This window comes from Blautia caccae (genome assembly GCF_040095955.1).
Lineage (GTDB): Bacteria > Bacillota > Clostridia > Lachnospirales > Lachnospiraceae > Blautia > Blautia celeris.
In genome coordinates, this window is the sequence record NZ_JBBMFP010000002.1 from 321381 (window position 1) to 334427 (window position 13047).

The window sequence follows — 13047 nt, forward strand, 5'->3', positions numbered from 1 at the left end:
CCTATGGGTAGAAGAAAACATGCCTTAACAGGAATTTTGTTCCTACTGCCCAGCCTTGCCGGAGTCTGTATCTTTGTCCTCATCCCTTTTCTGGATGTAACACTACGTTCCTTCCAGAATGCGGTCACAAGGACATGGACGGGTCTGGACAATTACCGTATCTTGTTCCGGACTCCGGCCTTTCGGCTGGCAGTCAAAAATACCCTGCGCTTCACCAGTATCTGCATTCCGCTTCTTATCTGCATGTCACTCTTTATCAGTGTATTTCTGCAGCGGCTGAAAAGACTGGGCAGCCTTTTAAAATCAGCATTTCTGCTTCCCATGGCTGTTCCGGTGGCATCTGTGGTCCTGCTCTGGAGAGTGACCTTTCACGAAGACGGGTTTCTCAGCCTTCTGGCTGTCAGTACAGGCCATGAGGCAGTGGACTGGATGAATTCCGGATATGCTTTCTGGGTGCTGGTGTTCAGTTATATCTGGAAGAACCTGGGGTATGATATCGTGCTGTGGATGGCAGGACTGTCCGGTATTCCATACAATCTGTATGAGGCTGCCAGGGTTGACGGGGCAGGAGAGTGGACCTGCTTCTTTAAAATCACCCTTCCCAGCCTGAAGCCGGTCCTCTATACCATCACAGTTCTGTCATTTTTGAATTCTTTCAAGGTGTTCCGGGAGGGATACCTGGCTGCAGGGGATTATCCTGATGAGAGTATGTATCTCCTGCAGCATCTGTTCAATAACTGGTTCCGGGAAATGGATTTTGATAAGCTGGCAGCAGCGGCTGTGCTGATGGTTCTTGTCATCTTCGGGCTTGTCTCTCTGCTTAAGCGTTCCTGGGATCTGGAGGAGTGAATAAAATGAGCAAAAAAATAGCGGGATTTCTGCTGCTTCTTTTAGGAGCCGCTGTCTGTTATCCTATTTTCTTTCTTTTTACCGGTTCTCTGATGGGAACCGGGGAATTACAAAATCACCTGGGGGCAGCCCTGTCGCTTGGAGAACAGCCTATGTCATGGAGCCTTCTTCCCCTCACCCCTACCCTCAGGCATTATGTGCAGCTTCTGCTGGACTCCCCGGAATTTTTTCATATGTTCTGGAATTCTGCCGCACTCACTGCCGGAATCCTGGCCGGACAGTTACTGGCCGGAGTTCCGGCTGCCTGGGGATTTGCCAGATATGCATTCCCTTTCAAAAAGCTGCTGTTTACTTTATACATACTGCTCATGATGATGCCCTTCCAGGTCACCATGCTTTCCAGCTATCTGGTCCTCTCCGAAATGCAGCTCACAGACACGCTTCCGGCGGTAATTCTTCCGGGTGCTTTCTCTACCTTCCCCGTGTTTATCATGTACCGCTTTTTCTGTGGGATTCCGCAGGCGCTCATGGACGCGGCAAGGATAGACGGGGCGGGGGAGAGGGACATTTTTCTGCATTTAGGCATTCCCCTTGGTTCCTCAGGCATTGTGTCTGCCGTTGTACTGGGATTTCTGGAATCCTGGAATCTGATCGAACAGCCCCTGACCTTCTTAAAAAGTAAAAAACTCTGGCCGCTTTCCCTGTATCTGCCCAATATCAGTCCGGAGCGCGCGGGAATTTCCTTTGCAGCATCTGTGGTAACCCTGCTCCCTGCCCTGATGGTTTTTTTGTGCGGGCAGGATTATCTGGAACAGGGGATTGTTGCAGCAGCGGTCAAAGAGTAGAGAGGATAGACACCATGATTCATAACAAAAAACAATTACCTGATATTCAGAAAAAAGCCGGGAAGGCTCTGGGCGCATTTCTGGTGGTCATGGCTTTGCTCACGGTTCTGTCGCGGGCAGCAGCCAACATCATAACCCCCAGAGTCACATGTACCGCGCCGCAAAAGACAGCCCTAAAATACAAAGTGACTGCCACAGGGACCGTGAAGGAGAAACAGCAGCAGGCAGTCAATACCGTACCCGGCATCCGCGTAAAAAAGGTGCTTGTCAGTGAAGGAGACCATGTCTCTGAACAGGACGTACTCTTTGAAGTGGACATGGAGGATCTGGAAGAAAAGATCCTGTTAAAAAACCGGGAACTGGAGAAATTAAAGCTGAGCCTTAAGGACAGCAGGGAAAAAAGCCGTCTGGAACAGCAAAATAAGAATACGGAGCAAAGCAGGGCAGAGGAAGATTACAGCAGAACAAAAGAAAGCCTGGATGCCAAAGTTCAGCAGGCTTATGAGGCCCTGGCAGAAGCGCAGAACCGGCTGGAGGAATTTGACAGTCAAAGCAGCGGCGAGCAGGAGAACCTTCCCGATTCTGTGGAAGAGGCGCTTATACAGGCCAGCGATGAAAAGCATCAGCTCCTGGAACAGGCGGAGGCAGACGCAGACCAGAAAAAAGCGCTCTTAGAGCAGGCAAAAACGGAGCAAAAGCCCCAAGAGATTCTGGCAGCACTGGAAAAGGACGCAGAGGAGGCCGAAAACGCGGTACAGTCTGCAAGAGATGCCTGCACGTCAGCCGATGAAGCCCTGGAAACCTGGCAGGCGTCCCAAGAAGCCCTGGAAAACCAGTCTGCGGGCGAACAGCGCCAGGTGCTTGCTGATGCCTGCACACAGGCTGAAAACGCCTATGAGGACGCTCTCAGGCTGAGAGAGGAAGGACTTGCTGATGCCCAGAGAAAGATGGAGGACACCCGGAAACCCACCGTACCCGACAGTACACCGAAGACCACGGAGATGGAGATGAAAACACTGCAGACGGAACTGGACAAATACACCGCCCTTCAAAAAGCAGGCGGACAGATTCTTTCCCCCGCAGAGGGAATCGTAAGAAAAGTCCATGTGGAAGCCGGCAGCGCAACGGGAGAGGGAAGTTCCGTCACCCTGGCGGATTTATCTTCCGGATACAGATATACGGCTTCCATCCCAAAGGAACAGGCAGAAATCATCACAGACGGAGATGCGGTCACTTTAAAATCCGCTGACGGTAAAAAAACGGCGGAGGGCCTCACCATCCAATCCATTACTGAGAATAAAGAAAATCCTGACCTGACAGATATCACGGCAGATATAGAAAAAGGCGAATTTGACGCAGATGAAAGCGCTGTGCTTTATGCAGAAATGAACTCGGCTGTCTATCCCTGCGTAGTTCCTCTGGAAGCACTGCGCATGGAGGACAACCAGTATTTTGTCCTCACCGTACAGGAAACGGAAAATATTCTGGGAAATGAGCTCACTGCTGTCCGCATCAATGTGGAGGTTCTGGAGAAAAATAATACCATGGCAGCTCTGAAGGCGGATGGATTAGACGCAGACAGCCAGATCATTCTCTCCTCCCAAAAGACCGTGAAGGCAGGCGACCGCATACGCCCGGAGGAAGAATGAGGGGGAAAAAGGGGCATATGAAACAGCTTCTGCTGGGAGCCGTCTGTTTCATATGTCTTGCCCAGGCGCTGTTCTATGGAACCATAAAGGCAGATGAAACCACCTGTGTCATACAGACAGAAAACCGGATAGACGGGAACCAGGCTCTTTCCCTGTCCCGTGACAGCCGGGATGGTGATTTGTCTTTTACCCTCTGGGGAGAATCTGAAAATGTGCAGGTTGCCGCACCCGATTTGAACAGAAAGGCCAATGCCGGCCTCATCACAGCAGCAGGCAGCTCCGGCCTTATTCTGCCGGGCAGCCGTACACTGGAAGTGACAGATACCGGCGGCTGCATGATCGATGAAAAACTGTCCGGGCTTCTCTTCGGAAGTACAAAGATACAGGGGAAGAGCCTGATGATCGACGGAAGACCATATGAAATTCTGGGAGTTCTCCCCGGCAGCAGCGGCACTGCCCTCATACAGGCGGACAGGGATACAAAGGCTGTCATGAACCGTGTTACACTTCACATTACCGGAAAGGAAAGCAGGCAGGAGGCTGTCCGCCGGTTTTCAGGCAGTACGGGAATACAGGGTACTCTGCTTCCTCTGCATCTGTACGGGATTTTTTCGGAGGCACTGCTTCGTATCACTGCCGCGTTTTTCCTGCTCTATCTCCTGTCCGGCATATTCAGGAAGGCGGACGGTCTCTTTCCCCTTTTGGTCGGTATTCTGAGTGCAGCGGCATGTATCTGGATTTTAGATATCCGCATCCGGATTCCGGGAGATATGCTTCCCTCCCAATGGTCCGATTTTGCTTTCTGGGCAGAGACGGCAGAACAAAAGGCCGGGGAGATTGCTCTGCTTTTTAAAGCCGAAAAAAGCGGGATGGAGCTTTCTTATTTTACATCCGCTTTCATCTCCGGATCGTTCAGTATTTTTTCTGTTTTGCCGGGATATTTTTTCCTGCGCAGCCTCCGGCTTAGAAAGCTTTCATCTCTTCTTATGATGACAGGATTCTTTTTGCTGCTCTCCTTTTCTTTTTGTATTCTGCACGGACAGAACAGCAGCGCACTTATACAGGAACGGATTCTCTGGCTGTTTTTTCCGTTCTGCCTGTGGCTTACATATCTGAAAACGAATATCGGTATCCAGTCCCCGCCGCATTGGAAGAAACCGCCATTGTCCTAAACCTGTTTTTCCATTATACTGAAATTACCTCTCTTTTTTGTGCACAAAAGGAGAGGAAGCCCAACAGAAAATACATTAAAATCAGAGACAATTATAATGAAAAAAAGGAGCCTATAACAAATGGATTGGATCGAACGTCTCAATAAAGCCATCAGCTATCTGGAAGAACATATCAAAGAGGAAACCGATTATGAGCAGGCAGCGAAAATAGCCTGCTGTTCCACCTATCACTTTCAGAGAATGTTTACCTACATGGCAGGAATCCCCCTTTCAGAGTACATACGCCGCAGACGCATGTCCCTGGCTGCCGCGGACCTGCAGAGAAGCGATGCGAAAATCATGGACATTGCCCTGAAATACGGCTATGCTTCCCCCACTGCCTTTAACCGCGCCTTTCAAAATGTACACGGCATCACACCCTCCGCAGCCAAAAAAGCGGGCATCTGCCTGAAATCTTATCCTCCCATCAGCTTTACGATCACCATAAAGGGAGTGGAAGAGTTGAATTATCGGATTGAAGAAAAGGAAGCCTTCCGTATTGTAGGCATTTCGCAGCCCATGTACAGGGAAGTGGAAAAGAATTTTGAAATCGTTCCCGGGATGTGGGGCAAAGCGGCAGCCGACGGCACCATACCGAAACTGGCAGCCATGATGAACCGGCAGCCCATGGGCCTCTTAGGTGTCAGTGCCTGCAATGACCAAGAAAAATGGAAATATTTTATTGCGGTTGCCAGCAGTCTTCCGACAGCTGAGGATCTGGAGGAATATGAGGTTCCGGCTTCCGCCTGGGCGATTTTCTCCGGTTCCGGCACCCATTTGTCCATTCAAGAGCTGGAGCAGCGGATCGTCACAGAATGGCTTCCCACCTCCGGGTATGAATACGCAGACAGGCCGGACATAGAAGTCTACTTAAACCAGGACCCGCAGAACGCCCTGTACGAGGTCTGGATACCGATTGTAAAAAAAGCGTGAACATACTGTTTTCCGGGCTGCTGCCTTTCATTTGACAATCCGGCAGAAAGTACACTATAATCAGACTATCAAATGAAAAAGGAGAATTCCCTTGAAAAAGACCATATTACTTCTGGAAGATGACAGGAACCTGAACCGGGGGATTTCCATGCGTCTGGAAAAAGAGGGTTTTCGCGTCCTGTCTGCGTTCACCGCTTCCGGGGCGGAAGACCTGTTTGAAAAAAATGAGGTCCACCTGATTATCAGTGACATCAACCTGAGTGAGGGCAGCGGACTTGATTTCTGCCGGAAAATAAGAGAAAAGAGCAATGTTTATATTATCTTCCTGACCGCGCTTGACCAGGAGATTGATATAGTGACCGGCTATGACATGGGGGCGGATGACTACATCACCAAACCTTTCAGTCTGATGGTCCTCGTATCCAAAGTTCACGCGCTGATGAAACGGGTCGGTACAGAAAAGACCTCCACTTTAAAATGCAGTGACATCCGCGTATCCCTTAAGGAAATGAAAGTCTGGAAAGGCGGAGAGCCTCTGTCACTCAGCAAAAAAGAACTGCAGCTTTTGATCTTCTTTCTGGAAAATCCCCAGCAGATTTTTTCAAAGGAACAGATTGCGGAGGCGGTATGGGATATTGACGGCCAGTTCGTGGATGACAATACCGTACCGGTCAATATAAGCCGCCTGAAAGCAAAGCTGGAGATAGACGCTGTACAGAATGTAAGAGGGATGGGATACATATGGACAAAGGACGTAACAAAAGAATAATGGTGTTTCTGGGCCTGCTGGTTCTGCTTCTGTCCGGCACTTTATACACAGCTGTCCGATGGATAGACACGGTGCACATGGAAAACCAGGAACTTCTGGGAAGACTTCTTCTCACAAAACCCACTACAGAAGGCGGTTATGTCAGCGCAGTGGAAGGAAAAGAGGAGATTGACCGCGAACAGGCCCTTGCTGCCGGACAGACAGCAGAAGCTGCATATGGTTACAGCGGAAGATACGCGGTCATATCCCCTGCGGTTGCCTCTTTTCTGCCTGTATTGTTACTGGCTGCCTCCTTTTTCGTCCTTCTGCTGGCATTTCTTATTTTACACCAGAAAAAGCTGCAAAACCGGACGGAGCTTAAACTCTTCGAGCTGGAAGACAAAGCTGTCCAGCTTACGCAGGAGAACAGCCTTTTAAAATCCAGGATTGAACGGGAGGCTGCGGAGACAAAGACACTGGTCACAGACATTTCCCATCAGCTGAAGACACCCCTTGCCTCCCTGAAAATGTGCTATGAGATCGCGGATACCAGCAGATTTACGAAAGAAGAGCAGCATTCTTTCCTCATGCAGGGGAAAAATGAGGTGTTCAAGCTGGAGAACCTGACAAAATCCCTTATACAATTATCCCGGCTGGAAACCAACATGATCCGCCTGGAGCCTGTATATGAAAGCCTGAAAAAGACGCTTCAGGGTGCTGTCAGCAGTGTCTACATGAAAGCTTACCGGAAAAATATCGCCATTTCCGTCAGTGAATTTGAGGATGAGAATGTCCTGCAGGACCCCCGCTGGACCCAGGAGGCACTGGTGAACATACTTGACAACGCCGTAAAATACTCCGCGCCGAATACCGCAGTGGAGATCCGGGTGGAACCCATGGTCAGTTATTATCTCATCGAAATCGAAGACCAGGGCATAGGAATCCCGAAAGAGGAGAGAAACCAGATATTCAAACGCTTTTACAGGGGCAGATCCTCTGCTGTCCAGGAGACAGACGGCTCCGGTGTGGGGCTGTATCTAACCAGAAAGATTCTGGAAGAACAGGGTGGGAGCATCTGTGTAAAAAGCGGCAGGGAGGGATGTATATTTCAAATCACATATCCCAAAACCAGTCACAGGCTGTCCTAAAGGGCAGCTTTTTGCATGGGCGAATACGTTTCACATTTCTTACAAATCTGTTATTCTTCTTGAAATCCTTTTGTAAGAATACACAGGTACAATAAAGACAATAAGATAAAATAACAGATAAGACAAGGAGAACCCCTATGAAAACAATGCTATTGGAAACAGAAGACTTATGCAAATATTACGGCAGCGGGGAAAATCTGGTGAAAGCCATAGACCATACCACCATGGACATACAGCGCGGAGAGTTCACTGCCATCGTGGGACGCTCCGGTTCGGGAAAGAGTACCCTGCTCCACATGCTGGGCGCTCTGGACCGCCCGGACAGCGGAAAGGTACGGATAGAGGGCAAAAACGTTTTTGAACTGAAAGATGAGGAGCTGGCTGTCTTCAGAAGAAGAAAGATCGGATTTATTTTTCAGAATTATAATCTGATTCCCTCCCTAAATGTCTGGGAAAATATTGTTCTTCCCATGGGGCTTGATAAAAAGAAGGTTGACCAGACCTTTGTCAGGAACCTAACAGAGCGCATCGGGATCACAGACAAGCTGAAATCCCTTCCCAGCACCCTCTCCGGAGGGCAGCAGCAGAGGGTTGCCATTGCCCGTGCCCTTGCCTCCAAACCTGCCATTATACTGGCAGATGAGCCCACCGGCAACCTGGACTCCAGAACAGAGCTGGAGGTGATCTCCCTTTTAAAAGCCTGTGTAAATGAATACGGACAGACGCTTGTTATGATCACCCATGACGAGACCATCGCCCAGATGGCTGACAGGATCCTTGTCATTGAGGACGGTAAGGTGGTGAGCCAATGAACACAATAAACCGTACTGCATTCTCCAATCTGAAATTGAATAAGGGAAGAAATATCATGGCAGGCATAGCCATCCTTCTGACCACGCTTCTCATCTTTGTCATTCCAGCGATTGGCCTTGGAACTGTAGAAATTGACATGGCGGCTGCCAACAAGGTATATCCCACCTTTCATGTGATGTACCGCAACGTGAAGCCTGATACCGCGGAGGCGATTTCCCACCGCGCAGAAGTGGAAACCGCAGGACTTCGACAGGACCCCGCCATGATTCCCGTCCCGGATGGGACCGGATGGATGGTGTACATGGATGACACAGCCCGGAAGCTCAATAAAACAAAACTGGAGGAAGGGAATTTTCCGAAAAACGGAAATGAAATTGCTGTTTCAAACGGCCTGTTAAAAGCAATGGGAATCACAGCAGGCATAGGGGATACCATAGAGCTTCCCTATCAGCCCGTGGAGGCAGATGGCGTCGGATATGAGAAAAAGCAGGAATTTGTCATCACCGGCCTGCTTCCCACCCAAAAGGACAGCGATGATTCCGGAATCTATTCCGCCATGGTCACCAGGGACTTTGTGGAGCAGGAACAGCCGGAGTCTGTCCGCAGATACAGAGTCATGCTTCGGGTAGCGGGTGCTGAAAGCATGACTACAGACGAGATCAAAGATATTTATAAGCAGATTGCCCTGGAGATGGGGATTAGCGAGGCAGATATTGCAGATAACTCTATTTACCTTTCTGCCAACTACAGAGACCCGTCTTTATACGCGGGCATTGCGGGTATTATGCTCATTGTTATCCTGGCCGGTATCATGACCATTTACAGCCTCTACTATATCACCATGATCTACAAGGTACAGGAATTCGGAAAGCTAAAAGCGCTGGGAGCCACCAAACGGCAGATTCGTCAGATTGTCTTTCGGGAGGGAATGCTGACTTCCTGTATTGCCATTCCCCTGGGCCTGATCGCCGGAAGTATTGCAGCCAGTATCGGGTATCGTTTTCTCCTATCTGCATATGGCACCGAAAACCCGCTGCGTCCTGTAGTCATAGAGCTGATTGAAAACCATGAAGTCACTCTTTTGAAGCCGTGGATATACGTCATGGCAGCAGCCGTCTCCCTGCTCACCGTGGTATGCGCACTGATCCGCCCCATGCAGATCGCTGCCAGGATTTCTCCTGTGGAGGCCATGCGCTACGACGGCAGTATGAAAACAAAGAAAAAGCTCCGCAGAGGCTGCCCGGAAATGACCCTGTTCCGCCTGACCGGAGCCAATCTATCCAGAAATAAAAAACGAACGGTTATGACCATTGTCACCCTGAGCCTCACAGGCATTCTTTTCATGGTCATCTCCACGGTACTGTCCTGCGCGGACCCGGAGGAGATAGCCAGGGACAGTGTCTTTGATGAATTTCAGATATCTGTGAACAGCCGCACCGGGGACAAGATGCATCCGGAGCTTGAGTGGTCCGTCCTGTGTAAGAACAACCCTCTGAACCGAGATTTTGAAAAACAGGTTATGAATATCCCGGGTGTGGAAAAAATAACAAAAGCAAGCCTGCTTCAGGTTGAGCTTCCCGACCTGATGGATGGGGATGAGACCTGGAAGACCGGCATTATAGGTATTCCGGAGGAATATGCCGATAAAATGCAGCAGACCGTCAAAGAGGGATCCTGTACCTATGAGGAACTGCAGCAGGGAGATAAAATCCTGATTGATGAAAATATGCTGAGTTATATACCCGGCACCAAAATCGGTGATACCCTCCGTGTTGTGATCCGCTCCGGAAATAATCTGATCCCAAAAGAATTTGAGATCGCGGCCATTGCCGATATGCCCTACGGCATGAACCACTTATCCTTTCTGGTGCTTCCAAACTCTGTCATCCATGAACTGGCAGGACTTGAAATGGATTACTACTGGTCCGTAGCCGCTGATCAAAAAAGGCTCCAAAGTGTGGAAAAAGAACTGAAATCCCTTATAAAAACAAACGAGCTTCTGGAACTGAAAAGCTATGAGGATGAGGTGGCTTATAACGAAAAAAATACAAGCTTCTTATCCCAGCTCTGTTATGTCTTCATGATCGTTCTGGGCGGTGTGGGCATCATGAACCTGATCAACACCATGGTCAACAGTATCTATGTGAGAAGAAGAGAGCTGGGCATCATGCAGGCCATCGGCCTTTCCGAAAAACAGTTGGTGCGCATGCTGCAGTTAGAAGGAATCTTTTACACAGCGGGAACTCTGCTCCTGTCTCTCGGATTCGGAAATCTGCTGGGATACCTTGTCTTTCTCTATGCGAAAAAGAACCGGATGTTCGGTATCCTGAGTTATCATTATCCCGCTGCGCAGACAGTGGTCCTTATTATCGTCATCCTGACCATACAGCTGCTGCTGACATATCTCATCATGAAAAACTTCAGGAAACAGAGCATGATAGAACGCATCCGGCTCTCAGAAGCCTGATACGGCATCTGCCTTGCAGTTGTATGTATCTTTCCTGTCCCATATATGTTCCGGCGGGTATTTGACATACAGACGGGCACAGAACAGAAGGGCAATCATCTCTGTGACGGGAAAAGTCAGCCATACATAGGAAAGTCCCTGAAAATGAAAGACCCATGCCAGGGGGACCAGAAGAAGGATCTGCCTTAAAACAGTGACGCTGATGCTGGCTCTTCCCATATTTACCCCCTGGAAATAGACTGTCAGCATGATCACAAAAGCCGCGGGAATAAAGCTGACGGAAATAATGCGAAGCGCTGTGCAGCCAATCTCCAGAATCTCTTTTTTTCCGGAAAAGACTGTCACAAGCTCCGCCGGTACTGCCAAAAAGATGCCGCAGGCCAGGACCATCACGGTCACAGAAACGGCAATGGAGCATTTCAGTGTCTCCTTCACGCGCTTGAAATCCCCTGCCCCATAGTTAAAGCTCATGACAGGCAGTATTACCTGCTGCAGTCCCATAAGCGGAATGAAGAAGAAGGTCTGCAGCTTGTAATAGATGCCCAGCACTGTGACCGCGTCCTCTGTAAACTGTTTCAGTATCAGGTTCAGGCCCACCATATAAAGGGTGTAGAGAGACTGCATGACAATGGCCGGCATTCCCGCTTTATAGATCTGTATACAGCTTCCGGCTCTGAACCTGCCGTTCAGCGGACAGTGTCTCAGCACAGAGAGCAGGACCACCGCCATGGCACTCCACTGGCCAATCACTGTGGCAATGGCGGCTCCCCGGATTCCCATTACAGGAAATCCGAACTTTCCGAAGATCAGAAGGGGGTCCAGCACTATGTTGATCAGCGCGCCGAATATCTGCGCGCACATGGGAAGTACCATATTCCCTCTGGCCTGCAGTATTTTCGTGCAGTTTGCCTCCACGAACATGCCCAGGGAAAAAAGAAAAACAATGGTACCGTACTGCATTCCCCCTGCCCGCACTAAGGGCTGGTCAGAGGAAAAACGGCAGTAAACATCTAATCCCAGCAGGCCCACTGCCGTAAAAACGGAAAAATTCACAATTCCGAGAAACAACCCGCTCTTAATCATATCATTCTGGGCCCCTGATGCCTCGGCCCCGTCCATACGCGATACCAGAATGTTGATCCCTGTTCCCGTTCCGGTTGCCACAGCAGTCATCAAAAGCTGAATGGGAAAAATAATAGACAGGGCAGTCAGGCCCTCCGCCGAATATTTTGCCACAAAATAGCTGTCCACAATATTATAGACGGACTGGATCAGCAGAGCCAGCATCACCGGGGGTGACAGTTTAAGCAGTAGTTTCCATACAGGTGTCTGTTTCATATTTAACCATCCTTTCTTAACGAAAAAAAGAATAAAGGATGGAGTAACTACACAGTCAAGTGTTATTTTATATTTTTTTTAAATGGGCTTTTATTTCACAGTAATAGTCGTCAATATAGTCAAAAAGCTGCAGCCCCAGCTCATCTGCATAGACCGCATCCGTTGTATATCCGTTTTCTTTCATCCAGGAAAAAAGCGGGCCGAAATCCGCAGACTCCCGTATGATACGGACTATACAGACCGCATATTCCCCTGAGGGCATCACATGGAGGTTTTCCGGGCTTACATGGGAATAGCTGCTGTCCGCAATCTTCAGATACTCACTGCACTTGTAAATATTTCCCGCCCTCATCTCTTCGATATCCAGAATATATCCGTATTTCCGCTGTATGGTATCTGCATACCTGAGTTCATCCCTGGCAGCGGCCTGAAGGTTTGCGTGGTAGGAGGTGCCGTCCCTTGTCATAGTGCCCGCGATCACAATTTCCTCCTTCAGCCGTTTCTTTTGTACCTCTTCCGAATGGATGGCAGCGGAAACCCTTTGGTTCTCCTCGTCATACCACAGGATATCCTCCGCCACCTGCTGATAATATCTGCTCAGGCGGAGGGCTTCATTTCTGTAATCCAGCAGAAGCTGGGTGATCCTGCCATTGTCATGAAAGTCCAGAATCTGCTTTACTTTATCAAGCGGCACGCTTAATTTGCGGCATGTGGTTATGATGTCAAGCTGCCACAGGTTCCAGCGGGAGTAATAGCGGTATTGATTCTTTTCATCTATGTAATCCGGGACCAGCAGACCGATCTTGTTATAAAAATGCAGGGTGTCCTTTGATATTCCGGTGATCTTACTCACCTCACCGATCAAATAATATCCTTCTTTCAAATCTGTTCTCCTTATCCTTTTTCTCTGCACGTGTACGTGTATGGTATCTATCCTGTTCCTTTTGTGCACAGGAACCGTAACCATTATATATCAAAACTACAGAAAAAAGCCACTAAAACCCTACACCTGCATCCCATTTTGGTGTACAATCACAGCAGAAGAC

11 protein-coding genes are annotated in these 13047 nt (G+C 49.2%); 9 read left to right on the forward strand and 2 right to left on the reverse strand.

All coding sequences use genetic code 11. The features are described from left to right. Positions 1-3: 3 nt before the first annotated feature. The 9 genes from WMO65_RS03390 (at position 4) to WMO65_RS03430 (ending at position 10663) form a co-directional block, all read left to right on the forward strand. Positions 4-849, forward strand: coding sequence for a carbohydrate ABC transporter permease (locus tag WMO65_RS03390; RefSeq protein ID WP_148391384.1), 846 nt, complete (start codon positions 4-6; stop codon positions 847-849). A gap of 5 nt (positions 850-854) precedes the next feature. Continuing rightward, complete coding sequence (locus WMO65_RS03395; protein WP_033142285.1) at positions 855-1694, forward strand: carbohydrate ABC transporter permease; 840 nt, start codon at positions 855-857, stop codon at positions 1692-1694. 14 nt (positions 1695-1708) lie between these two features. Then, complete coding sequence (locus WMO65_RS03400) at positions 1709-3343, forward strand: biotin/lipoyl-binding protein (protein ID WP_033142284.1); 1635 nt, start codon at positions 1709-1711, stop codon at positions 3341-3343. Then, on the forward strand, positions 3340-4515 hold the full coding sequence (locus WMO65_RS03405) for an ABC transporter permease (RefSeq protein ID WP_148391383.1): 1176 nt from the start codon (positions 3340-3342) through the stop codon (positions 4513-4515). Before WMO65_RS03400 ends, WMO65_RS03405 begins: the two co-directional genes overlap by 4 nt. Positions 4516-4635: 120 nt before the next feature. Then, complete coding sequence (locus tag WMO65_RS03410; protein WP_148391382.1) at positions 4636-5487, forward strand: AraC family transcriptional regulator; 852 nt, start codon at positions 4636-4638, stop codon at positions 5485-5487. 91 nt (positions 5488-5578) lie between these two features. After that, positions 5579-6256, forward strand: coding sequence for a response regulator transcription factor (locus WMO65_RS03415; RefSeq protein ID WP_033142281.1), 678 nt, complete (start codon positions 5579-5581; stop codon positions 6254-6256). Beyond that, positions 6229-7383: a sensor histidine kinase gene (locus WMO65_RS03420; RefSeq protein ID WP_148391381.1), complete on the forward strand. Its 1155-nt coding sequence runs from the start codon at positions 6229-6231 to the stop codon at positions 7381-7383. Before WMO65_RS03415 ends, WMO65_RS03420 begins: the two co-directional genes overlap by 28 nt. A gap of 137 nt (positions 7384-7520) precedes the next feature. Continuing rightward, positions 7521-8195, forward strand: a complete 675-nt coding sequence (locus WMO65_RS03425; RefSeq protein ID WP_103731639.1) for an ABC transporter ATP-binding protein — start codon at positions 7521-7523, stop codon at positions 8193-8195. Continuing rightward, positions 8192-10663 (forward strand): ABC transporter permease, encoded by a 2472-nt coding sequence (locus tag WMO65_RS03430; RefSeq protein WP_148391380.1) that lies wholly within the window; start codon positions 8192-8194, stop codon positions 10661-10663. The genes WMO65_RS03425 and WMO65_RS03430 overlap by 4 nt, the downstream gene beginning before the upstream one ends. On the opposite strand, the gene WMO65_RS03435 is transcribed toward WMO65_RS03430, so the two are convergent. Continuing rightward, positions 10652-12001, reverse strand: a complete 1350-nt coding sequence (locus tag WMO65_RS03435) for an MATE family efflux transporter (protein ID WP_148391379.1) — start codon at positions 11999-12001, stop codon at positions 10652-10654. The two genes, WMO65_RS03430 and WMO65_RS03435, sit on opposite strands and share 12 nt — an antisense overlap. 67 nt (positions 12002-12068) lie before the next feature. Continuing rightward, the gene (locus WMO65_RS03440) at positions 12069-12884 is read right to left on the reverse strand and encodes a MerR family transcriptional regulator (RefSeq protein ID WP_148391378.1); all 816 of its coding nucleotides are present in this window, start codon (positions 12882-12884) and stop codon (positions 12069-12071) included. Positions 12885-13047: the final 163 nt, after the last annotated feature.